The 24,773-nt window shown below is 39.4% G+C and carries 21 protein-coding genes; 9 read left to right on the top strand and 12 right to left on the bottom strand.

The genetic code is table 11. The features are described from left to right. Positions 1 to 18 precede the first annotated feature (18 nt). Positions 19 to 1,701 (top strand): amidohydrolase, encoded by a 1,683-nt coding sequence (locus tag CXF64_RS16275; protein ID WP_101217523.1) that lies wholly within the window; start codon positions 19 to 21, stop codon positions 1,699 to 1,701. Between the two features lie 52 nt (positions 1,702 to 1,753). On the opposite strand, the gene CXF64_RS16270 is transcribed toward CXF64_RS16275, so the two are convergent. Further along, positions 1,754 to 2,593 (bottom strand): HDOD domain-containing protein, encoded by an 840-nt coding sequence (locus CXF64_RS16270; protein WP_024590070.1) that lies wholly within the window; start codon positions 2,591 to 2,593, stop codon positions 1,754 to 1,756. Positions 2,594 to 2,889: 296 nt separating this feature from the next. Here CXF64_RS16270 and CXF64_RS16265 point away from each other — a divergent pair, with 296 nt between their 5' ends. After that, complete coding sequence (locus tag CXF64_RS16265; RefSeq protein ID WP_024590071.1) at positions 2,890 to 4,590, top strand: dipeptidyl-peptidase 3 family protein; 1,701 nt, start codon at positions 2,890 to 2,892, stop codon at positions 4,588 to 4,590. A 41-nt stretch (positions 4,591 to 4,631) separates the two neighbouring features. On the opposite strand, the gene CXF64_RS16260 is transcribed toward CXF64_RS16265, so the two are convergent. Further along, complete coding sequence (locus tag CXF64_RS16260; RefSeq protein WP_101217522.1) at positions 4,632 to 5,036, bottom strand: HIT domain-containing protein; 405 nt, start codon at positions 5,034 to 5,036, stop codon at positions 4,632 to 4,634. A gap of 111 nt (positions 5,037 to 5,147) precedes the next feature. On the opposite strand from CXF64_RS16260, the gene CXF64_RS16255 reads away from it, so the two are divergent. Together CXF64_RS16255 and CXF64_RS16250 are read left to right on the top strand one after the other, a co-directional pair. Beyond that, the gene (locus tag CXF64_RS16255; protein ID WP_101163420.1) at positions 5,148 to 7,373 is read left to right on the top strand and encodes a S9 family peptidase; all 2,226 of its coding nucleotides are present in this window, start codon (positions 5,148 to 5,150) and stop codon (positions 7,371 to 7,373) included. Positions 7,374 to 7,515: 142 nt separating this feature from the next. After that, positions 7,516 to 9,153, top strand: a complete 1,638-nt coding sequence (locus CXF64_RS16250; protein WP_101217521.1) for a methyl-accepting chemotaxis protein — start codon at positions 7,516 to 7,518, stop codon at positions 9,151 to 9,153. Between the two features lie 72 nt (positions 9,154 to 9,225). Here CXF64_RS16250 and CXF64_RS16245 read toward each other — a convergent pair whose 3' ends face one another. The 3 genes from CXF64_RS16245 to CXF64_RS20855 form a co-directional block, all read right to left on the bottom strand. After that, the gene (locus CXF64_RS16245) at positions 9,226 to 10,746 is read right to left on the bottom strand and encodes a M17 family metallopeptidase (protein WP_101217520.1); all 1,521 of its coding nucleotides are present in this window, start codon (positions 10,744 to 10,746) and stop codon (positions 9,226 to 9,228) included. Between the two features lie 129 nt (positions 10,747 to 10,875). Continuing rightward, on the bottom strand, positions 10,876 to 11,928 hold the full coding sequence (gene dinB / locus CXF64_RS16240) for a DNA polymerase IV (RefSeq protein ID WP_101217519.1): 1,053 nt from the start codon (positions 11,926 to 11,928) through the stop codon (positions 10,876 to 10,878). Between the two features lie 340 nt (positions 11,929 to 12,268). After that, entirely contained in the window at positions 12,269 to 12,445 is a 177-nt protein-coding gene (locus CXF64_RS20855; RefSeq protein ID WP_165783603.1) for a hypothetical protein, read from the bottom strand. 162 nt (positions 12,446 to 12,607) lie between these two features. On the opposite strand from CXF64_RS20855, the gene CXF64_RS16235 reads away from it, so the two are divergent. The 3 genes from CXF64_RS16235 to CXF64_RS16225 all read left to right on the top strand — a co-directional run bounded on the left by CXF64_RS16235 (position 12,608) and on the right by CXF64_RS16225 (position 15,144). Beyond that, a complete protein-coding gene (locus CXF64_RS16235) occupies positions 12,608 to 13,042 on the top strand; it encodes an acyl-CoA thioesterase (RefSeq protein WP_010553137.1) in 435 nt (144 codons plus the stop codon). 9 nt (positions 13,043 to 13,051) lie between these two features. Next, entirely contained in the window at positions 13,052 to 14,104 is a 1,053-nt protein-coding gene (locus tag CXF64_RS16230; protein ID WP_101217518.1) for an aldo/keto reductase, read from the top strand. 116 nt (positions 14,105 to 14,220) lie between these two features. Further along, positions 14,221 to 15,144 carry an ABC transporter substrate-binding protein gene (locus CXF64_RS16225; RefSeq protein ID WP_101217517.1) on the top strand — a complete coding sequence of 308 codons (924 nt, stop codon included), beginning with the start codon at positions 14,221 to 14,223 and terminating at the stop codon, positions 15,142 to 15,144. Here the strand turns inward: CXF64_RS16225 and CXF64_RS16220 are convergent. From CXF64_RS16220 to CXF64_RS16195, 6 genes are all read right to left on the bottom strand, one after another. Then, the gene (locus CXF64_RS16220; protein ID WP_101217516.1) at positions 15,095 to 15,715 is read right to left on the bottom strand and encodes a fumarylacetoacetate hydrolase family protein; all 621 of its coding nucleotides are present in this window, start codon (positions 15,713 to 15,715) and stop codon (positions 15,095 to 15,097) included. The genes CXF64_RS16225 and CXF64_RS16220 overlap by 50 nt on opposite strands. Before the next feature lie 284 nt (positions 15,716 to 15,999). Next, positions 16,000 to 17,967, bottom strand: coding sequence for a hybrid sensor histidine kinase/response regulator (locus tag CXF64_RS16215; protein ID WP_101163923.1), 1,968 nt, complete (start codon positions 17,965 to 17,967; stop codon positions 16,000 to 16,002). Positions 17,968 to 17,977: 10 nt separating this feature from the next. After that, positions 17,978 to 18,439, bottom strand: a complete 462-nt coding sequence (locus tag CXF64_RS16210) for a response regulator (protein ID WP_024590273.1) — start codon at positions 18,437 to 18,439, stop codon at positions 17,978 to 17,980. Further along, on the bottom strand, positions 18,440 to 19,924 hold the full coding sequence (locus CXF64_RS16205) for a sensor histidine kinase (protein ID WP_024590272.1): 1,485 nt from the start codon (positions 19,922 to 19,924) through the stop codon (positions 18,440 to 18,442). 38 nt (positions 19,925 to 19,962) lie between these two features. Next, on the bottom strand, positions 19,963 to 20,172 hold the full coding sequence (locus CXF64_RS16200; RefSeq protein WP_007581523.1) for a histidine kinase dimerization/phospho-acceptor domain-containing protein: 210 nt from the start codon (positions 20,170 to 20,172) through the stop codon (positions 19,963 to 19,965). 14 nt (positions 20,173 to 20,186) lie between these two features. Then, positions 20,187 to 21,527 (bottom strand): sigma-54-dependent transcriptional regulator, encoded by a 1,341-nt coding sequence (locus CXF64_RS16195; protein ID WP_024590271.1) that lies wholly within the window; start codon positions 21,525 to 21,527, stop codon positions 20,187 to 20,189. Between the two features lie 232 nt (positions 21,528 to 21,759). Here CXF64_RS16195 and CXF64_RS16190 point away from each other — a divergent pair, with 232 nt between their 5' ends. Continuing rightward, positions 21,760 to 22,275, top strand: a complete 516-nt coding sequence (locus CXF64_RS16190; protein ID WP_024608475.1) for an NUDIX hydrolase — start codon at positions 21,760 to 21,762, stop codon at positions 22,273 to 22,275. A 218-nt stretch (positions 22,276 to 22,493) separates the two neighbouring features. Continuing rightward, entirely contained in the window at positions 22,494 to 23,870 is a 1,377-nt protein-coding gene (locus CXF64_RS16185; RefSeq protein WP_101217515.1) for an NAD-dependent succinate-semialdehyde dehydrogenase, read from the top strand. Between the two features lie 315 nt (positions 23,871 to 24,185). Here the strand turns inward: CXF64_RS16185 and CXF64_RS16180 are convergent, their stop codons facing one another. Continuing rightward, positions 24,186 to 24,647 (bottom strand): hypothetical protein, encoded by a 462-nt coding sequence (locus CXF64_RS16180; RefSeq protein WP_133120264.1) that lies wholly within the window; start codon positions 24,645 to 24,647, stop codon positions 24,186 to 24,188. Positions 24,648 to 24,773 lie beyond the last annotated feature (126 nt).

Raw genomic sequence — 24,773 nt, 5'->3', positions numbered from 1 at the left:
AATAAAAATTAAGTAACTATGCCACTCAAAAAAATAATCAAACCACTCATACTAGCCGGCCTTTGCGCTAGTTCTAGTTATACTCTCGCACAAACAAAAGTAATTTATAACGCCAATGGTTATACCCCTTTATACAAAGGTGAAGTACAGCAGTTTTCTACCCTTGTTATTAAAAATGGCAAGGTAGTTAAGCTCGGTAGCGAAACACTTAAAGATAGCTACCCAGATGCCAAGCTAATTGACGCGCACGGTAATACCTTATTACCTGGCTTAATTGATGCTCATGGGCACGTTATTGGCCTTGGCGACAATTTATCGCAACTTGACGTACGCGGCGCAACATCGGTTGATGAAGTAACAAATAAACTAAAAGTATTTGCCAATAACAAACAAGGTTGGATTATTGGGCGAGGTTGGAACCAAGAGCTTTGGGCTGATACACGCTTTCCTACAGCTAAAGATTTAGACAAAGTAGTGAGCGATCAACCTGTGGTTCTTTCGCGGGTTGATAGTCACGCCATTTGGGTTAATTCAAAAGCGCTCGAACTTGCTGGTATTACCGCCCAAACAAAAGCCCCTGAAGGCGGTGAAATAATTAAAGACGAATTTGGCAATCCTACAGGTATTTTTGTAGATAAAGCAGAATCGCTAATTACCCAGCATATGCCAGCCCCTTCAAAGCAAGATATAAGTGACTCACTAGATGCAGCAGGTAAGCATTTATTAAGTTTAGGCATTACCTCTACTCACGATGCAGGTATTGATAAAGCCACATGGGAGGTTTACAAAGAGCGCGGCGACCTTGGTAATTTACCGCTACGTATTGTGGCAATGTTAAGTGGTGCAAGCCCTGATTTAGATACAATGTTAAAGGCAGGCCGATACCACGACAAAAATGACTTTATGGAAATTCGCAGTGTTAAAGTTTACGCCGATGGCGCACTTGGCTCTCGCGGAGCCGCTCTGATTGAAGAATACGCAGACAGACCTGGTCACCATGGTTTAATGCTTGAAACACAAGAAAAACTCGAAGCGCTCTTTACACAAAGCTTTAAAAGCGGCTTTAGCGCAAATACCCACGCCATTGGCGATAAAGCAAATAAAGTAGTACTTGATGCTTATCAAAATGTGTTTAAAAAAACGGGCGGTATATTACTACGTAACCGAATAGAGCACGCACAAATTGTAACGCCTGAGGATATCCCTCGCTTTAAAGCGTTAAAAATAATCCCTTCAATGCAGCCAGTACATGCCACTTCTGATATGCATATGGCAGAGCAACGCTTAACTGAAAAACAATTAAGCGGTGCCTATGCTTGGCAAACATTTTTAAAGCAAGGATCGGTTGTTGCAGCAGGCTCTGATTACCCGGTAGAGCTTGCAAATCCATTTGATGGTTTGTATTCAGCCATTACACGCATGGATCATAACAAACTACCTGAAAACGGCTGGCGCGCAAGTGAAGTACTAAGCCGCGAAGATGCATTACGTGCATTTACTCTCGGTGGCGCTTATTCAGCTCATCAAGAATTTAAGGTGGGTAGTTTAGAAAAAGGTAAATGGGCCGACTTTATTTTAATTGATAAAGACTACTTTAAAGTACCTGTTGACGAGATATACAAAACAAACGTACTGCAAACATGGGTAGTAGGAATAAAACGGTACGAAAAAACCAAAACAGAAAATACTATCGATAAATAAATAAAAAGGGTTAACGCAAGTTAACCCTTTTTATTTGTGTAATAAAACATGTTTAGCTAAACATGTTTTTCACATCTTTTAGCATATCGTTGTATTCATCACTTGTGAATAATTGCATAGACGGTATTACACCTTTATCTATGTACGTTTGCAGCGCTGCTGACTTATCAGAAACCTGTAATGTTCCCTCTAAAATAGCGCCTACTCGAATAAAGTCTACGTAACTAACTTTATCAGGTTTGTAACTTGGATCTGCCCAGCTTAGAGCTACATCAACAAACTCTTTAGGAAATTCCCACGCTTGCATAATCGATGAGCCAATTTTCCCACTCAGCTTTTGAATTGCGTGCGCTAAAAAGCTTGGGTTGGCAAACACTTCAGGGTGGCGCTCAGCTTCTGTTAAAATTGGTAATACACCAATATTATAAACAAGCGCAGCTAATGTAATTGAATCACGATTTAATGAAGTGTGTTTATTGTTTTTTAAGTAAAACTCCATGAGTGTTATTGAATGGCTAGCAACGGTTAATGTTTTTTGCCAAGCCTTGCCCATGTAGCCTTTAATCAGCTCATTGTTTGATACAAATAATTGCTCCATAGCCATAGCTGTTGCAATATTTTTAATTTGGCGCAACCCAATGCGAGTCACTGCTTGTTGTAAATTAGATACTTTTACAGAACGTCCCATAATCGCACTATTAGCTACTTTTATCATTCGAGCTGAAAGCGCTGGGTCTTGTGAGATTACATCTGACATTTGCATTAAATTCACATCAGGGTTATCTGCAGCTTGGCGAACCTTAATCGCTACTTCAGGTAGCGTTGGTAAAACCAACGTATCGTTATTTATTCTATCGACTAGAATCGTTAATAAAGCGTTTTCTGTAGACATAAAGCTGCCGTCCTTTTGTGTTCAGCCTGTAAAGTAACTGCAAACTCAGGCAGTTAATTTTCGTATTAGTAATATAATTAGTATTGTCTAACTTACCGATAAAGTTAAGATAATTATAGAAGTTTATTTTTATTTATAATGCTTTATCGCTCATGCTTGCCTTACAACGCCAAATACTTGCTATTTACTATTTAGTTTTGCTTTAATGCACTCACAATAAGGAAGCGTTTGTACATATTTAGTCTTTTAACTAAAGCAGTACAAATTATTAAACTTACTTTTTAACAGGCAATATAATGATCTTAAATAAAATTAGCCAAGCAATTATGCTCTCTGGTGTCGTTTTTCTTAGTGCATGTTCTGAACAAGCGCCGTCTTCTACCGACAACACAGCCACAGAGCTTGCTCAAAAAAGCAGTGCACAATCAGGCCCTGAGCTTATTAATGCAAATAACCAACGTTTAGATATTTACACCGACTTTAGCTTACAAAGTGATTTATCGCACTTAAGCGACAACCAACGAGCAATGGTTGCAAAGCTTATTGATGCTTCAAAAATAATGGACGAGTTATTTTGGAAACAATCTTTTGGTGAAAATAAAGATGCTTTTTTAGCAAAACTAAACGACGACAAAGTACGTAAATTTGCCGATATTAACTACGGTCCATGGGATCGTTTAAATGGCGATGAAGCGTTTTTATCCAGCTATAAAGAAAAACCTCTTGGCGCACAGTTTTACCCTGCCGATATAACCAAAGAAGAGTTAAACAATGCAGACGTTGAAGACAAAACTGGCCTTTACTCTGTAATTAAGCGTGATGAGCAAGGTAAGCTTTACAGCGTGCCATATTCAAAAGAATACGCTAATGAGCTTGCAAAAGCCGCTGACCTTTTACGTCAAGCTAGTAAACTTGCTGACGATAAAGAGTTTGCTAATTACTTAAATCTGCGTGCTGATGCTCTACAAAAGGATGACTTCCAAGTATCTGACTTTGCTTGGATGGATATGAAAAACAACCCAGTAGATGTGGTTATTGGTCCAATTGAGACTTATGAAGATCAATTATTTGGTTACCGCGCAGCTTATGAATCTTACGTACTTATTAAAGATTTAAAATGGAGCGAACGCTTAGCTAAGTTTGCCGCATTTTTACCTGAGCTTCAAAAAGGCTTACCCGTTGATGCTAAGTACAAACAAGAAGTACCGGGCTCTGACGCCGACCTAAATGCATATGATGTTGTTTACTACGCTGGGCATTCAAACGCGGGGAGTAAAACAATTGCAATTAACTTACCAAACGATGAGCAAGTACAGCTAGAAAAAGGAACTCGTCGCCTGCAACTTAAAAATGCGATGCGTGCTAAATTTGATAAAATTCTAGTACCAATTTCAAAGCAGTTAATTGTACCTGAGCAGCGTAAACACATTACTTTTGATGCATTTTTTGCCAATACGATGTTCCATGAAGTCGCTCACGGTTTAGGTATTAAAAATACAATCACAGGTAAAGGTACTGTTCGTCAATCATTACAAGAACACGCAAGTGCGCTTGAAGAAGGTAAAGCCGACATTTTAGGCCTGTACATGATTGAGCAATTACTTAAAAAGGGCGAAATTACAGAAGGAACTATTGAAGATTATTACACGACCTTCATGGCGGGTATATTCCGCTCAGTTCGTTTTGGAGCATCAAGTGCGCATGGTAAAGCAAATATGATCCGCTTTAACTTTTTTGCTCAAGAAGGCGCTTTTTCTAAAAATGAAGAAGGCCTGTACCGCGTTAATATGGAAAAAATGAGCATTGCAATGGCCAAGCTTTCTCGCTTAATTTTAACCTTACAAGGTGATGGCGATTACGAAAAAGTAGATCAACTAATTGCAACGCATGGCGATATAAAAGAAGAACTTGCTGAAGACTTAGAAAAACTAAGTAAAGCAAATATCCCTGTAGATGTAACGTTTAAGCAAGGTAAAGAAGTACTAGGGCTTAAGTAATTTTAGTTAAACTTAGCTAAACCCTAAAAAAGCGTTGCAGCTTAAAACTGCAGCGCTTTTTTTAACTCTGTAATTTGTACATCTGTATACGGCACAACTGGATACTTACCCCAAATTGGCGCAGGCCATGCAGCATCAGTAGTAAAGCGTGCAATATGGTGAATATGTAATTGCGGCACCATATTACCCAAAGCCGCTATGTTTAACTTATCAGGGCTAAACACATCCATTAATAATTTACTTAGCTTGGCTGACTCTTTTAAATACACAATTTGATCATCCTCAGATAAATCAATTATCTCTTTTAAGTTAGCCTGCCTAGGCACTAATACAAACCACGGATATTGGCTGTCGTTCAATAAAAGTACTTTACACAGTGGCCAATCGGCAAGCTCTATACAGTCGCGTTTAAGTTCTGGCGCTAGTTTAAATTCAGGGTTAGTCATTGTTATGTCCTACTTTGTCTTTAATAATCGCCACTTTATAGCATTTAGTTGCAGTTGCACACGCTTGGCTTTACCATCAAAACAATATTTATAATAAGCTAAGGCAACCTTGTGCTAAAAAAAATAAAACACCTCTCACTAGCCCTTCCATTAATGGTTGGCGCTATTAGTGTTCAAGCAAAACCTTTATCGTTGGAGCGTATTTTTGACGATCCGAGCCTTTCAGGTAAATCACCTGTACAACTTAAATTTTCGCCTGACGGCAGCCGTGTAACTTATTTACAAGGCAAAAGCGATGACTACAACCGTTACGATTTATGGGAATACAATCTAAAAGATAACACCAACCGTGTGCTAGTTGATTCGGCAAAGTTATTTTCAGGCCCAGAAAACCTATCTGATGAAGAAAAAGCACGCCGCGAACGCCAACGTATTTTTGGTAAAGGCATATTAGAATACAAATGGTCTAAAGACGGTAAAGCACTTTTATTCCCACTTAACGGCGACCTTTACTATTACGATTTAGCCTCTGCTAAAAGTAAAAAACTAACCGACACTGAAACATTTGAAACCGATGCACGCTTTTCACCTAAAGGTAACTACGTATCGTTTATTCGAGAGCAAAACCTATTCGCTTTAGAGCTTGAGTCAGGTAAAGAAATTCAGCTTAGTAAAGATGGCGGCGGCGTAATTAAAAACGGCATGGCCGAATTTGTTGCTCAAGAAGAAATGAGCCGCATGACAGGTTACTGGTGGTCAGGTGATGAAACTAAAATTGCCTATACCCGCGTTGACGAAACCCCAGTAAAAGAAGCTATCCGTAACGAAATTTACGCTGATGAAGTTAAATTATTTAACCAGCGCTACCCGTTTACAGGTACCGATAACGTAAAAATTCAACTCGGTGTGGTTAAGCTAAATGACCAAAAAGTAGATTGGATTGATTTAGGTAAAGATGAAGACATTTATATCGCGCGTGCTAAGTGGCTAAAAGACGGCAATACACTGTCTTACCAATGGCAAAATCGCTCGCAACATAAATTAGAGCTTCGTTTTTATAACAGCGAAACTAAAGTCCAAAAAGTAGCATTAACCGAAAACAGCGAAACGTGGATTAACCTACATTTTGATCTTGAGTTTTTAAAAGACAAAAAACATTTTGTATGGGCATCTGAGCGCGACGGTTTTAAACACTTATATCTGTATCGCACAAACGGTCAACTTGTTCGTCAAATCACCTCTGGTGATTGGGCTGTTGATAGCTTAAAAGGTATTGATGAGAAAAAAGGCATTGTTTACTTTGCTGGCCGAAAAGATACACCGCTTGAAAGCCATTTATACAGCGCGCCTTTATTTAAAAAGGGCGATGCCAAACGTATCACCGAAAAAGGTCAGTACCATAATGTTGTGCTAGCAAAAGACAATAAAACCTTTATCGATAATAGCTCGTCTGATAATAAACCAAACTCAGCAGCGCTTCGTAAAGTAAACGGCGAATTTATTACATGGCTTGAAGAAAATAAGCTTGATAGTAACCATCCGCTTACTCCTTATTTAAGCGACTTAACAAAACCAGAATACGGCACAATTAAAGCCGAAGATGGCCAAGTTATGCATTACCGTTTATTTAAGCCTAGCAACATTACTGATGGCAAAAAGCACCCTGTTATTGTTAACGTATACGGCGGCCCGCATGCTCAACGAGTGACGAATAGCTGGCGCAGTAAAAACTTGTACTTTCAGTACATGGCGCAACAAGGTTACGTAATTTTTCAACTGGATAACCGTGGTTCGTACAACCGTGGTAAAAAGTTTGAAGATGCTATTTATAAAAACCTAGGCGTGGTTGAAGTTGCCGATCAAATTAAAGGCGTAGAGTTTTTACGTACACTTGATTACGTAGACCCACAACGCATCGGTGTTTATGGCCACAGCTACGGCGGCTACATGGCACTTATGACTATGTTTAAAGCAGGCGATTACTTTCAAGCCGGCGTATCGGGTGCTCCTGTAACCGATTGGGCTCTATACGATACGCATTACACAGAGCGTTATTTAGGTCACCCTGATACGAATGCTAAAGGGTATGAAGACAGCGCAGTATTTCCATATGCTGATGGCTTAAAAGGCCCATTAATGATTTATCATGGAATGGCTGACGACAATGTGCTGTTTACGCATTCAACTAAATTGTTTAAACAACTGCAAGATAACGAAAAACAGTTTGAAATGATGACCTACCCAGGCTCTAAGCACAGCCTACGTGGTAAACAAGTGCAAACACATTTACATCAAACAATTACAAACTTCTTTAATCGTCATTTTGATGTTAAATAAGCAAGTAAAGTAATAACAGACTAAAGGCTGATTGATAAATCAGCCTTTTTTTTGCATTAATGGACGTTAAGCCTAGATTAAACTCTTTTTTTAGCTACGCTTATTCTATGCGCTAAAGCGCACACTTTTTGAGGATAAATGTATGCCTAATCTACGAATTTTTAGTATATCCCAGCGTTTTTCACTGTTAATAGCCATAGTTATATTTGGACTAATAGTACTTAGTATATCGAGCCTAACTCATCAATATAGCTCGCTAAAAGACGAGCAATACACAAAAACACAAAATGTAGTAGAAACTGCGTACAGTATAATCGAGCACTTTTATGACCTTGAGCAAAGTAATTCACTTACTCAACAACAAGCTCAATCGCAAGCACTTAATGCAATAAGAGCACTGCGCTACGACAAAACCAATTACTTTTGGATTAACAACTACCAGCCAACAATGGTTATGCATCCTATAAAACCTGCGCTTGAGGGAAAAGATTTAACCAATAACAAAGACCCTGACGGCAAAGCATTGTTTGTTGATATGGTTAATATAGTTAAACGCTCTGGCGAGGGATTTATTCCTTATAAATGGCCAAAACCAGGTAAAGAAAAACCCGTTGAAAAAATCGCATTTGTTAAAGGTTTTAATCAATGGCAATGGATTATTGGCTCAGGTGTTTATCTTGATTCAATTGACGAAGCATTTAGCGAGCAACGAAACCTTATAGTCGTCAGTGCAACAATTATGATTATTGCTGTTATTTTACTTAGTTACTTTATAGGCAAGAGCATTTTAATACCTACTCGTTTAGCAGCCGATATGATGAAAGACATTTCACAAGGTGAAGGCGATTTAACCCGTAAATTAAATGAATCCGGTAATGATGAAATATCTGAACTATCACATTCATTTAATTTATTTGTTTTAAAAATGCGAGAGTCACTTGTTCATGTAGCACAAAGTGCAAACGACGTAAGTGAGCATGCGCATACAGTTGATGATTCAAGTAGAACAAGCCACTCGTTTATTGAGCTCCAAAACGATAGCTCAACCCAAGTTGCAGCTGCCATGGAGCAAATGACTCACCAAATACATGATGTAAGCCGTAACGCCGAAGCCGCAGAGCAAGCAGCTAAAGATGCAGCACAAAACGCATCAACGGGTAAAAATGTGGTTGCGCAAACAATTACAGCAATAGAAACACTCTCAAGCAACATAGAAACAGTCAGCCGTGTAACAGAAGATTTAGCCAACGAGAGCCATAATATAGGCTCTGTACTTGATGTAATAAGAAGCATATCGGAGCAAACAAACTTACTGGCATTAAACGCTGCCATTGAGGCTGCTCGCGCAGGAGAGCATGGCCGAGGATTTGCTGTTGTTGCAGATGAAGTAAGAACACTAGCCAGTCGTACAGGGCAAAGTACCGACGAAATTCAAACCATGATCACTAAACTTCAAGAAGGTGCAAAAGCAGCAGTAGAAGCTGTTAAATCAAGCCAAGCACTTTCAGTTTCTACCGTAGATCAGGCGTCATCGGCCAATACTTCACTTAATGAAATAGAACGACTTGTTTCAATTATTACCGAAATGAACAGTCAAATAGCACGTGCTACAGAGCAACAAACTCAAGCTGCTGATGAAGTTAATTTACGTATTAATGAGCTATCTCAATCAACTGAGCAGTCACTCAATAATACTAAACAGCTTACAAATGCTAGTGATAATCTTAAACAAAGTAGTCAAGAGCTTTCGAGCGTAGTTAATCGTTTTAAATTAGATTAATCGATACCGTTCTCATAAAATGCAAAAAGCCCTGAATTAACAGGGCTTTTTTATTGCATGTAAGTTTTTAGCTTACAAACAGTAACGTGCAAACAAGCTGGTTACTGATGCAGCCGTTGGCTTGCCATGCTGCCAATCACCGCCTTCAACACCGCTTCCTGCAATGTCCATATGCACATAAGGCAAAGGCTGTGCAGAGTCGTTACAGTGCTTATCAAGCCCACCAACAATAGCCATAAACGCCATAGGGAACTGATGTCCACGCGCAGTAACAGCAGATGCTGCGTTATTGCTCGAGAGTACATCGTCAGCTAGCGTGCGTGGTTTAATAAAGTCGTAATCTTCACGGCGAGAACGCGATACTTCAGCGCCATCTGCCCACAAATCTCCAAGGTCAGCTATTTGACGTGAAATACCAGCGCTACGAGCTGGACCATTTTCAACATACGCACCGTAAGGACCCATTGCACGTGCCGCGTGACCCGTTAATGTAGCAACAGTAAATAACGTTGGGTTTATTTCGCCTTTAGCTAAATCTTTCATTTCGCTAAGCAGGTCGCCCATTGCTAAGCGCCCTTCTGCATCGGTATTACCAATACGTACACGAATACCTTCGCGACTAGTAATAATTTCATCTGGCACAAAACAATCCGAGCCAATAGAGTTACGAACAACAGCTAAGTACGATACCACTTTAACGCCTTTAGGCTGATAATCCGCAACGGCTTTCATAAAGCCCGCAACAGAAGCAGCGCCGCCTTTATCGCGGCTCATGCCTGCCATGTGCCCGCCAACTTTTAAATCGGCGCCGCCTGTATCGTATACAAGACCCTTACCTACAAACATAAGTGTGCAAGTAATTTCGCCCTCTGGTACATATTCAAGCTTAACAACACGTGGGTGATGGCGCTCAACTGCATACGATGCACGAGCAACAGTGCTTAGCATTGGGTAGTTTTTATCAATAGCTGCAATATCATCAATTACGTCAACCGCAATGTTTGAGCCTTTAAATAAGTCAACGCAATAATCAGCAAAACGTGGTGGAGCCATACGCTCAGGTTCAGTGCCACATAAGTCACGCGCGGCATATTGGCCTGCAGCAATTGCATTAACAGCTTTAATTGTTTGCTCGCTTGCGCCAACTAAACCAATTTGAGTAATAGGTTCAATACTTTCACCGTGATATTCACGCGCTTCTAATGGCTGCCATAAGGCTTGGCAAGCGCCTAAATAAGCAACTTCTAAAGCATGCTGATAACGGCTATCGCCATTTAAATTTGGTAAAAATAATGCAGGATTAACACTACCCGACGCTTTTGCTTCGTTAATTGCTAATTTAGCAGCATCAAAATAACGGCGAACATCGTCGTAATCTCTATTTAACGGACCCGTTGGCGCAAGTACAACGCGTTTGTTTTCAATCACTAATAAAGTAACTTGTTTACCAATACGAGAATCAACTTTTGCTTGGTCTAAAATAGCATCACGTAATGAGTTATTTGGTAATTGAGAAAAGTCATCACTAATAATAATAAGCGCATCATGAGATGTACATTCAAGGCTTGCACTAACCGCTTGAGGGTATGCCATAAATAAAGTCCTGTTAGAAAACATAAGCCCCTATTATCGTCGATTTAAATATTGAAGACCAGCAAGGTGCGATGAGCTAATTATACAAGTTGCCAATAAATGGCAACTTGGGGTTACAGGCTTTACAGCTTAATCGAGAATACTAAGTTGAAAGTTTTGTTCTGGCTCGCTTTTAATGCCAACGCCTATGCCAAGTAATCTTACAGGTTGTTGTAGCCCTCGTTGATAAGCCTTAGTAAGGAGTTGAATAAATATTTCTGTGTTTAGCTCGTGGTATGCCTGATCGGCTGAGGTTACTATAAAATTTGCAAACTTCACTTTAACACTCAGCTTATTAATACGGTTTTGTAATTGCTGTTTATTAAGTCTTAAAACTAATTCGTCTAACAATTTTGGCAGCTCATCTAAGCACTCTTGCAAACTTGTTTTATTGTATTCGTAGGTATGCTCAACACTCAGCGACTTTCTGATGCGATCTGTTGATACTTTACCAACATATTCACCTGCACATTTTTGATAAAGCGACACACCAAAATTACCCACATGTTGCTGCATCCAGTTAACGCCTTTTTCACGTACATCCTTGCCGGTATATAAGCCTTTTAAATTTAGCTTTTCGAGCGTTACTTTACCCACCCCCGGAATTTTCCCCAGCGGTAATTGCGCTAAAAAGTCATCGACCTCATGAGGCAAAACGACAAATTGACCATTCGGTTTTTTTTCGTCGCTGGCTATTTTGGCAATAAATTTAATCGGTGCAATACCTGCTGATGCAGTGAGCCCTGTGGCATTGTAAATATCGGCTCTTATTTGCTGTGCAATAAGTGTGGCACTGCCTTTACAAGCAGTACTGTCTGTTACATCTAGGTAGGCTTCGTCTAAAGAAAGAGGCTCAACTAAATCTGTGTAGCGGCTAAATACTTCACGTATTTGATTTGAAGCTTCTTTGTATACAGCCATGCGCCCAGGGACAATAACTAAATCGGGGCATAATTGTTTAGCATGATAGTTCGACATAGCCGATCGTACGCCATATTCTCTAGCTATGTAGTTAGCGGTTGAGAGCACGCCTCGTCGGCTATTGCCTCCAATAGCAAGCGGTACACATGCAAGTTTTGGATTATCTCGCATTTCTACTGCTGCATAAAAGCAATCCATGTCTATGTGAATAAACTTCTTCATCACCACAACAACAACTGGTTATTTATACAGTCATTATTATAGAATCAAATGCGATAAGCAAGCCTAGGGCCTGTTTATCTTTCGAGGTTAAATTTGCAGCAGTATGTTTGGTATTTAGGCAAGGCAGAGCCTATGTAGTGTGGTTATTCCCCATAAATAGGCGATAACGTAGCACAAATGCCAAACATACGCTGCCCGAAGGGTTCTGCCTAGGGGCAATTTACTCTTTGTTGCTCGGTTTTTACTTAGCCCACTAGGTCACAAACCTCGCGCCGAGATTAAATAGCCCCTAGATTGAACAAATTTTAATCCTGAAAGGTCAACAGGCCCTAGTTAGCGATTAAAAAAAGCGCTTATTACCTTCTTGCTCTTTATAACCGTGCAGCCAAAATATGACCTCGAATAAAAATCCCGCTAACATTAAAATAATAGCGCCTGATTCGTTACCCATTGCGTAACAGGTAAAAGAGGCTATAAAAACCAAACAAGCTAAGGACCAATTAATTATATTCTGCATATTTTTACCTTTGTGTGTTTTTGTGTTTGTCTGTGTAATTTAACTGTAGACCTAAAATTAAACAGGTACAATCATCTTATAAAAAAACATGCCATTAATTACCTTGAGCTCGTAACCCCATGTTGATAATCTAAGTACTTTAAAATTAAGGGCCAATAAATAATGCAAACGTTTAAAGATCAGCACCCTATCCATACCGACATCACCGTAGCGTGGGCTGATATGGATGCACTACAACACGTAAATAATGTAGTGTATTTACGTTACTTTGAAATAGCCCGAATCGACTTCTTAAATAAAATAAATCTGTTCGATACAATAAGCCCTAATGGCGTGGGCCCGGTAATAAGCGAAAATAACATTCGTTATAAACGCCCAGTTACATTCCCAGATACGCTTACAGTCGGTGTTACTATTTCTGATATAAAAACAGACCGATTTGTTATGAATTACACCGTATTTAGTCACGCACAAAACGCTATAACAACAACAGGCACTTCAAAAGTGGTTATGTTTGATTTTGAAACAGGCCAAAAAGCCCTCATTGCAGAGCCTCTTTTATCGGCGTTAGTTAGCTACTCTCAAGACGAGCAATAAGGAATTCTCATGCAATACAGCCCACTTGGCAGCAGTGGTATTAACGTTTCAAGAGTATGTTTAGGCAGTATGACTTGGGGTAAACAAAATACTCAAAGCGATGCTGATGAACAAATAGCCTACGCGTTAGAGCAAGGCGTAAACTTTATTGATACAGCCGAAATGTATGCAGTACCGCCCTCTCCAGAGACCTATGGTAAAACTGAGGAAATTATTGGCAATTGGCTATCGCGTAATCAGCAAAAGCGCAGCGATGTGGTACTTGCTACAAAAATTGCAGGCAATGGATTATCGTGGGTACGTGATGGTGGCAATATTACGCGCCAAACAGTAATAGAAGCCGTAGACGATTCACTTAAGCGCCTTAAAACCGACTACATTGATTTATATCAGCTGCATTGGCCAAACCGCTCTACCCCGCACTTTGGCAGACAATGGCCCGGCACTCTTAAATTTACCGACGTAAATACACAAGAGCAGCAAGCTAGTATGCTTGATATTCTAGAAGGCCTTAATGAATGTGTTAAAGGAGGTAAAATTAAACACTGCGGTTTATCTGACGATACGCCATGGGGTATAAGCCAGTTTTTAAGTTTGGCCAAAGAGCATAACTTACCGCGCATGGTATCTATTCAAAACGAGTTTAGCTTAGCGCATGCTAAAGACTGGCCGTATTTAATAGAACAATGTGTACACGAAGATATTGCCTACTTACCGTGGTCGCCTTTAGCGGCCGGTTTATTAACGGGTAAATACCTAAATGGTGCTCGCCCAGAAGGCTCTCGTTGGACCTTCATGCAGCGCAACGGTATTTTTAGAGATACACCCAATGCAGAGCAAGCCACTAAGCAGTATGTTGAGCTGGCTCATGCAAACAATATTACTCCAGCACAACTAGCACTCGCATGGTGTAACCAAGTAGATGGCGTAACCTCTTCAATTATTGGTGCAACAAGCATAGCCCAATTGAAAGAAGATATTGATGCATTTAACATCACGTTAAGCGACGAAATTCTTAGTGAGATTAACACTATATTTAAAAACTATCCTATGCCTTATTAAGCATGTACCAGTTAAAAGCAGCCTTGAACAAGGCTGCTTTTAACTAAAATATTTGACCCTACTACAACCAACACTATACTTTAATTAAGTTTTCTTAATTCAACGAACACTTATCAATGCTGAGAAACGGATACTATGCATTTTGCCTATTAATTGTATTTAACGCGCATGCCGTTGAGAAAAAAGTACAGCCTCTAGAAGAAATTGTTTGGCTGCAAAGTTACACGCCCCCTTTTCATATAGCTAAAAGCGAAAGTGCACCACAAGGCGGTATTTGCGACAACCTAACCGAGCAACTCATTAGAACAATAACAGATGTAAAACATACCCGCTTAATTGTCCCTCAGCAGCGTATAAATAAATATTTAAATGAAGGAAAAAACGTATGCTTCCCGTGTGTTATTTATAAAAAACATAATAACCAACTACTTAACTACTCAAATCCAACAACGGTATATCCCCCATTTTCAATTATCACGACTAAAGAGCTAAAGCCCAAATTAGAAGAAAAGCACGGCTCGCCCATTCACCTTATTAATTTATTAACCGACCCGCAATACGTATACGGGCAAGCTGCTGCACGTAAATTTACAACTAAAATTAATACAATTATTGAAAATACAAAACGAGATAAAGAGTCATCGTTAAGTTGGAGTAGCGAAAATGAAAGTCAGGCTGTTATAGCACGCTTGAGTCATGGCTTTTTAGACTACTCAATTGATTACCCGTTTATGGCCGATTACTTTAATAAACAAGGGGAGTATACGAATATAGAAAGTGTACCAATAGAAGAAAATGATGTTCAATTTATACGAGGAGCAATAGGTTGTGCGGCTAACGCACCTAATAATTTTGCACAGCAAGCGCTTAAAAAAATTAACCGCGCGCTAAAAAACAATGTACTACAATCGCCTGAGTATCAACAAAGTCAGCATAATTGGCTTAAAACTACCTTTGCCGACTTTGATCAACACTACCAACAGCAAGTTATTAATTTTTACTTACTTGCCACTGATGCTCAAGCAAGCACTGATCATTAGCATACAGTGCCACAGAAAAAATACTTTTAGGTGTTACCTCGCCTACGCCCGACGGTGTGCCTGTCATTACTACATCACCATCTTCTAAGCTCATAAATTCACTAATTTCTTGTAAAATTGAGTCCGGATTATGCAGCATAAAATGAGTATCGCCTTGCTGAACTACTTTATTATTAATTTTAAGTTCAAAGGTAAAGTGCTTCATTGCATCAGTTAGCGCTACAAAATCAGTTAAAATTACAGAGCCGTCGAACGCCTTAGCGCGCTCCCATGGAAGCCCTTTATTTTTTAATTTACTTTGTACTGTGCGTTTAGTTAAATCAAGGCCGAGTCCAACCCCTACAAATTTTTTATTTTTAACTACAAAACATAACTCGGTTTCATAATGCAGCGTATCGCCGTTATGAGCCGCAAATAACGTATTAGTAATTGCGCTATTTGGCTTATTAAATAAAACCATTTGATCTGGTGTTTCGTTGTTTAGCTCTGCAATATGTGCGGTATAGTTTCGACCAACACAGACTACTTTTGATGGTGTTAATTCTTCAGATACTAACTTTATTGAATGCATATAAATAATGTCTCAGTTATTGGACCTGTTGACCTTTCAGGATTAAAATTCGTTCAATCTAGGGGCTATTTAATCGCGGCGCGAGATTTGTAACCTAGTGGGCTAAGTAAAAACCGAGCAACAAAGAGTAAATAGCCCCTGGGCAGAACCCTTCGGGCAGCGCATGTTTGGCATTTGTGCTACGTTATCGCCTATTTATGGGGAATAACCACACTACACAGGCTCTGCCTTGCCTAAATACCAAACATACTGCTGCAAATTTAACCTCGAAAGATAAACTGGCCCTAGCTAATAAGCGTTTCAAGTAAGCTCAAATTAATAGGTTTAAGTAAAACTCGGTCAATATTTAAATCTTTTATTTCTCTTGGATCTGGCTCTGCGCCACTTACAATCACCAAGCGTAGCTCTGGATATCGCTCATTAATTTGCTGGCCTAAATCAATGCCACGCCCATCGGGTAAATGCATATCTAGCAATACCTTATTAAATTGCTGGTCGTGATTAAGTATTTGCAAACATTGTGCGCAGCTAGACGCAATGACGGTTTCAACGCCTAGACTTTCTAAAAGTAGCTGCGTAATTTGCGCTGCATCGTGATCGTCTTCAACAAGTAAAAAGCGCTGCTTTTTCTCGGTTAAGCCCTTACTACAATTTATATCTTTAGCTTGCGGTGCATGCTCTGGCGCTACCAAATAATCTTGCAAACATTGATATAAAGCCGCGCTATCAACAGGTTTTGGTATTACATCGTTAAAGCCAAGTGCAGCAAGCTCCTCATGTATGCCTTTCATAGTAGCGGCAGTGAGCGCGATTATTGGGCCTTTGTAACCCATTTTTCTAAGCTCTATGGTAGCTTCCTTGCCGCCCATTACAGGCATATGAATATCAATAAAAATAATGTCGTAAGGCGCTTTATACGCATCTGCAATACGCACTTTTTCAAGCGCTTGTTGGCCATGTTCGGCATAATCGACGCGCGCACCACAGGTACTGATCATATGACCGACTAGCATGCGTAAATCACGTAAATCATCAACTACTAATACTCGCCCATGCACTTTACATGGAGCCGATTTACTTTGTAGTTGCGGCGCACTGCTAAAATTAAGTACCTGTCGTTCTACTTCGCTAATATCACCTGGGTAAACCGAAATAGTAAACGTAGAGCCTTTACCAATTTCAGAGTGCAAACTAATATCACCGTGCATACGTGCTAACAATTCAGCACATATTGCCAAGCCTAAGCCTGCGCCACCTACAGAGCGTGATTCTACATCGGCTATTTGTTCAAATGGCTTGAATATTAGTTCTTGTTTTTCAGGGGCAATGCCCATGCCTGAGTCTTTAATGCTAAAAAATAGCATTTCACGATCATCAACCCACTGCGTCCACGCATTAACAACAATTTCGCCTTTATCGGTAAATTTAACCGCATTGTTTATTAGATTTATTAAAATTTGGCGAACTCTTGTTGCATCAAGTCGTGCAACCAAAGGTAATGGCTGATGAGATTCAAAGCGCAGCGTAAGGCCCTTATCTAGCACCGATACGCGCATTAGCGTGTATACATCGGCAAGCATGCTATCAAGGTTAACTTCGCTTAGGGTAAGTTCCAGTTTATCGGCTGCTATTTTAGATAAGTCGAGCACATCGTTTAACAGGCTCAATAAATGTTTACCGTTTCGATAAATAACACCCAATTCATTTTCTGCTTGCTGACTAAAGTCGCTCTGCATTAATAGTTCGGTGTAACCTAAAATAGACGATAGAGGAGTACGTAATTCGTGGCTTAAATGAGCTAAAAAGCGGTCTTTTGAGCGATTTTCAGCTTCGGCCTTTAAACGCTCTACTCTCTCACCTTCAACATCTTTACGAGCAAGTGCATAGCGAATAGCGCGCGCAAAGCGGCTCGAACTCATTTCTGTTTTTATTAAATAATCTACTGCACCGGCATCAAGCGCCGCCGAGTCTAACTCGTCGTTTGACTGCCCGGTAAGCATAATAATTGGGCCGCTAAAGCCATTAGCAATGGCTTCTTTTAATACATCTAAACCATTAGATGCACCCAAGCGGTAATCAAGCAGGCAAATGTCGTGCTCATTTTTGCTAAGCGTTGCAACTGCCTGCTCTGGGGAACTTATCCATTGAATGTTAAACGTGTGTGAATCCAATTGGTCCAGATAGTCGCAGGTGAGTATGTAATCATCTTCATCATCTTCTACAAGCAGCAACTGAGTCACTTTATCTAACATACAATCTCCATTAATCGTTAAATGTTGTCGGTAGCTCTACAAACTCTACCCAGTATTTTCCTAGCGTTTTCATCAAATCAACTAAACCATCAAACGTTACTGGTTTTGTAATATAAGATGCAGCACCTAAGTTATAGCCTTTAACCATGTCTTCTTCTTGCTTAGACGTAGTTAATATAACAACCGGGATTCCCTTTAAATTAAGGTTCCCTTTTATAGCTTCAAGCGCTTCACGGCCATCCATTCTTGGCATGTTTAAATCAAGTAATATTAATCCTGGTCGTGGCGACACTGTTTTGTCTTCAAACTTACCTTTACGTTCTAAATATTCAAGTAACTCAACGCCGTCTTCAACAAAATGAAGCTCGTTAAGTACACGGCTTTCGGCAAGGGCATCTTGTGTTAACAAACGATCATCTTCATCATCATCTGCCATTAAAATAGTAATAGGTTTTACTTTTGAATAGGGCATTTAAGCCTCTCCTTGCAATGTGAAAAGCGCAGCTTCCACAGGTAGTTTTATAATGAAGGTTGCACCTTCACCGTCTTTACTTTGGGCTGTAATTGTACCACCGTGGCGCTCCACAATACGCCTACATACAGAAAGGCCAATACCCGTGCCTTTATATTGTGAGCGACCATGTAAGCGCTGAAACGGTACAAATATTTTATCGGCATAGTCTTGTGAAAAACCAATACCGTTATCTTCTATGGTAATAACTTGAAAGCTCAAATTGGTATTATGATCCTCACTAAAAATATCTTCATCTTGATAACTAATTTTTATATGTGGACTTACATCTGGGCGTCTAAATTTAACTGCATTCGACAACAAGTTTAAAAACAGCTGCTGCATTTGGCTTTTATCAGCCTGAATAACCGGTAAGTCTTCTACATCAACTTGTGTATTAGACTCACCTATCGCAATTTCTAAATCACTTAATATATCGGTTACTACTTCGTTTAAATTTGTATCATCAAAGTCTTTGCCGCGTGTTGTAATACGCGAGAACTCTAATAGGTCATTAATTAAGTTAGACATGCGTTGCGCTGCATTTTTCATGCGGCCAATGTAATCAATCCCTTTTTCACCCAGCTCATCTTTAAACATGGTTTCGAGGCGGTCACTAAAGGCTTGAATTTTTCTAAGCGGTTCTTGTAAATCATGGCTCGCTACAAAAGCAAATTCTTCAAGCTCTCGGTTACTTCGGCTCAGTTCGTCAGAATACAATGTTAATTCTTGCGTACGCTCAGACACTTTAGTTGCTAAAGTCTCGTTTTGTTTTTCAAGCTCAAAACGATACTTAGCTGCATTTCTTAAATTAAGACGTGTCATTACAAACATACCAATAATAAGTAATAAGCTTGTGATTGCTGTAATAGCAAACGTGATTTTAGCTTCATTTTTAATTTGCGCTAACTTTGAAAAATGGCTCACTTTAAAGAGTAATTCGCGGTCTTGAATTTCATTAACATACTCTCTAATTTGCTTATAAAGCTCCCGACCTTTATGTGTATTTAACACATAGATTGCACGTCGCTCTTTGTCATCCAATGCTAGGTTTACAGTTTGCTTCAGCTCTTTAATTTTGCTATCAACTAGTACTAACAACTGAGCAATACGCTCAGCTTGGCCGTCAATCTCAGAGTGTAGTGACTTAACATGATCTGTTTGAGCTTCAATTTGTCCAATAGCATCATAATAAGGCGTTAAATAGTCAGTCTCTTCTGTTAATAAATAACCGCGCTGACCCGACTCAGCCTGCACTATTGATAAATGCAGTTGCTCAATTGCCGTTGTCAGCATATTAGTGTTGTCTAAACTCTTTTGGGTTTGCGTTATACCTTGAATCGTATTCAATGCTAAAACTGCGTTACCTACAATAATACTTAACACAACAACTATAAAAGCTGCCCAAGTAACATTCGCTTTACCTTGCTGTTTTTGCTTGCTCATTTAGCTTCCCGAATTAGAGTTTGTACAACACTTACTATTTATTGAGAGTCAGTTATTTTTTGTAAACTTTCACTACACTGTTGGCAATTGTTAATAATTTTATCAAGTGCATCTAGCGCTTTTTCTTTTGGCATATCGTTTTCAAGTACCAACTTAATAAGCTCTGCATTCATCGATATACGATTAAGCGGCGCTCTTGCATCGTGTACTAATTTATTTAGTTGCTCTGTTTGGTTATCGGATGTCATGCCCTTCCTCAAATCTATTTATATTCGCCAATACCGCCATATGCATTAAGGCGGTTATAAAGTGTTTTAGTACTAATACCTAGCATTTGTGCAGCAAGCGTTTTATTACCTTGCACCTTGTCAAGCGTTGCATGAATAAGTTCTTTTTCGACTTCTTCAATGGTTTGTCCTGCTGATACTGGCTTTTCGGCAGTTTGATTATTAACGCGCGAAAAAGGCGACTCTAAGTTATCTGGTAGAATAATATCGCTAGTTTGCGGATCGCTCATAATAAATGCACGGTGTATAGCGTGGCGAATTTCGCGCACATTACCCGGCCACTCATAACTTTGTAGCTCTTTAAGCTGCGCGGGTGTCCAACTAAATGCGGTACCGTTTTCATCATTAAGCTGATCTAAAAATGCTTTAGCTAATAAAGGAATATCTTCTTTTCTATCGCGAAGTGGCGGTATATCAATAGGAAAAACAGCCAACCTAAAGTAAATATCTTCACGAATAATATTATTTTGTGCTAAATCAGTAAGCGAACGGTTCGTAGCTGAAATAACACGACAATTGGTTGGTATTTCTCTGTTACCACCTACGCGTGTTACCTTTTTAGTTTCAAGCACTCGCAGTAAATTTGGCTGCATATCAATTGGCATCTCGGTTACTTCATCTAAAAATAAAGTACCGTTATTAGATTGCTCAAACACACCTTCTTTGCGTGCAATTGCGCCTGTAAATGCGCCTTTTTCGTGGCCAAATAATTCACTGCCAATTAACTCTTTTGAAAGCCCACCACAGTTGCTCGCAACTAATGGGCCTTCGCATTGGCTTGCGTTATGAATAGCTTGAGCCACTACTTCTTTACCTGCACCACTTTCCCCCATAAGCATCACGTTAGCATTTGTTTTAGCAACGCGTTCAATCATGTTGTAAAGCTTTTGCATTGGCTCAGATTCACCAATTAACCCACCAAAGTGGCGTACAATACCGCTCGATTTTGCTTTTTTAACTGCTTTTTTAGGGCCATTCAAAACGAGTTCTAAATCTTCACGCTGTAATGGCTTTAATAAATGCCCTACATTTGGCTCACACATTTCAGCTAAAATGCCTTTAACTGAAGGATGACCCGATATAAGTGTAATTTTTGGAGATTGCCCAATCGTTTTTAAATGATCAAGTAAATGCAAACCGCTACCATCAGGTAACATAAAATCAAGTAGCACATGGTCAAAGGTATTATTTTCAAACCATTGATGTGCTTCTTTTAAACTGGTGGCGGTGCTTATATTGTGGCCGAGGAATTCGACTATGTGGCAAACAACGTCACTAAATTCAACGTCATCGTCTACTAAAAGTATGTCTAACATGATAAATCCCTATGCTTTTTTTCTTATTCTACGCATCCTAAATATTAATTTAAAGGCACGCCTAGAATCTAATTACTTAAATAGCTAATTAATCCAATGCTATTTATTTTACCAACCTAATATTTACGTATGCTTAAAAAAACGATCACAAATTACGAAAAATAATTAAAATCGTTTCTATTTATAGAATGGTAGCAACTGTTATCATTAAAAGCTTAAAAAAGGAGACGAAATGCAGCAATTAAAAACCTTAATTCATTCAGGTATTAATATTGACCACGGTAGTCAGTTTACGCGTTTAACAGCTCGCGCCATTGTTATTAAAAATAATAAAATACTTTTAATGTATACAAGCCGCTATGAAGATTACAGTTTACCTGGTGGTGGAGTAGATGAAGGCGAAAGTATTGAACAAGGCTTAATTCGCGAACTAAGCGAAGAAACCGGTGCACAACAAATAAGTGTAATTAAAGCCTTTGGACTCTATGAAGAGTATCGCCCTTGGTATAAAGAAGACTTTGATATTATTCATATCAAATCGTATTGCTTTGTATGTAATATTGCCGACGAGTTTGGCAAAGCACAGTTAGAGCATTATGAGCAGCAAAATGGCATGACTGCTAAATGGGTTGATATTAACAATGCAATTGCTCATAACGAGCGCACACTTGCTAACAGTGAAAAACAAGGACTCTCCATTTTACGAGAAACCTACCTACTAAAGCGCATTGCTAAAGAACTTCTATAAGTTGAATAAGCATGAGCAGTCAACCTTGTAAATTTTGCATCAATCAGAACTTTTTACTGCTTTGGATAATATATTCATAGTAGTAAAAAGTTATTAGCAGAATAAAAAACCAAAAATAGATACTACATTTCAATAGCTTGAGATTAATTAATACTGTTTTTTTGATATTGGCTTTCGTTTTGCACCCTTATAGATAATTAATTTGTAAGGAGATAGAAATGAGTAACACAGTTAAAACGATTAATCCGGCAACTGAGCAAACCATTGAAACCTACACGCTACTTTCTCAAAAAGAAGCAGAACAGGTAATCGAAAAATCTCACGAAACATATTTAAAATGGCGCTTAACGTCGTTCACTGAACGTGCGAGATATCTTAATAAGTTAGCCTCACTTTTCGAAGAGCAAAAAGAATCTATCGCAAAACTCATGACAGAAGAAATGGGTAAAGTATACGAGCAAGGCTTTCAAGAAGTTGAACTATGTGCAGGAATTTGTCGTTACACAGCCGAACAAGGCCCACAAGTACTTGCTGACGAAGAACGTGATATGGACGGCGGCCGCGCAATTATCAGCTACCAACCAACAGGTGTACTGTTAGGTATTCAACCGTGGAACTTCCCGCTTTATCAGGTAATTCGCTACAGTGCTGCCAACATCATGGCAGGTAACACAACCGTATTAAAGCATGCTGGTAACGTATTTGGCATGGCTGTAAAAATTGAAGAGCTATTTAAACAAGCTGGTTTCCCAGAGTACTGTTTCAGCAACTTACTCATCGACGGTAAAACTGCCAGCTCACTCATTGCGCACAAAGCAATTAGCGGCGTAACCTTTACGGGTAGCGATGCCACAGGTAAAAAAGTAGCTGAAGAAGCGGGTAAACACGCTAAAAAGACAGTGTTAGAGCTTGGTAGTAATGACGCTTACTTAGTACTCGATGACGCAGATTTAGAGCTTGCAGTTAAAACCTGTGTAACAGGCCGCATGATCAATAACGGCGAAACGTGTGTTTCAGCTAAACGTTATGTTGTTGTTGAGTCACTTTACGATGACTTTAAAGCACAAATTAAAGAGCAGTTTGAAGCCATGAAAATGGGCGACCCAATGGCAGATGGCACAGATTTAGGCCCAATGGCTCGTGAAGATTTACGCGACGGCATTCACGACCAAGTTATGGAATCGGTTAAAGCAGGTGCAAACATAGTAACGGGTGGCGAAATACCATCGCAAACGGGCTATTACTACCCACCTACTCTACTAGATAACCTATCACCTGGCATGCCGGCCTACGATGACGAATTATTTGGCCCTGTCGCTTCGCTTATTAAAGCGAAAGACAACGATGATGCAATGCGTATCGCCAACGACTCTCGCTACGGTTTGGGCGGCGGTATTTTCTCAAAAGACGAGAAAAAAGCCATTGAGCTTGCTAAAAAGTACTTCGACACCGGCATGATCAACATTAACGGCTACGGTTTAGCACAACCTAACCTACCGTTTGGTGGTGTTAAAGGCAGCGGCTACGGCCGAGAACACGGCGGTTTTGGTATGCGCGAATTTGTTAATGTTAAAAGCATTATGATTGCTAGCTAATTTAGCTGCATAAATGAAATAAGTGTTTTAAATAGATGTTTTTAATACGTGTTTAAAATATAAAATTACTAAGCCTAAAAGTGGGTAACCACTTTTAGGCTTTTTTATTACTTTTAAAAAGTAATTTTCAGGAGGCAGTACTTAGTTTTTAGTAAGAGATAGTACCGAATTTTGGATATATTCGTAGGTGCGATTTTACATCGCGCTTTTAATGTGAATATGAGGAGCTAAAAGCTAAAAAGTAGCCTTTAATGTTGAACAAATATCGTGGTCTAATTTTATGTTTAATCGTAGACACTTATATCACCTAAGTGTTTAGTCGTTTTTCAATGCTCTAGCTAAATCATTTACTGCGGCCTGAACAACTAACCAAGAAATATCACATGTATCGGCATCAGGGTACATTTTACTAGCCATTTGCTCATAAGGATGTATTAGATTACGAAAACCTCTAAGTGCATGAGAGAACTCCCTAACATCCATACCTAACCAACCTACGTTATGTGCCACATCAATCATTTCAGCTAGCTTCCAATGTGCGAAACTTTTTACTTTTCCTGACTTTGAATCTTTAGGCGCAGTACTGCAAAGATTTGCTTTACCAGGGTTTCTTTGAAGAACTCCTAATAATAATCCTTCAAGCATACTACCCATGATTATGATTGCTGAAAGGTGGGCTTTAGAATCGACGCAACGCTGGGCTTCTTCCCAACGATCTACAAGTATCTTTCCTACTTCTGATTCAAGACCTAACGCCATAAAATCAGGTGCAGGCATTGGAGAAAGTGAAGAAGTTTTTACATTTTCATTTGAAAAGTTAATATCAAATTTTTCAAACTTAGGTTCAAGACCTTCTAATTTAATCTTGAAACCCTCTACATAGCTGTCTCTTGATCACAAGTT

Source organism: Pseudoalteromonas sp. GutCa3 (assembly GCF_002836155.1).
Taxonomy (GTDB): domain Bacteria; phylum Pseudomonadota; class Gammaproteobacteria; order Enterobacterales; family Alteromonadaceae; genus Pseudoalteromonas; species Pseudoalteromonas arctica.
The sequence above is the reverse complement of the archived record's forward strand: the minus strand, read 5'-3'. Positions and strand labels throughout refer to the sequence as shown.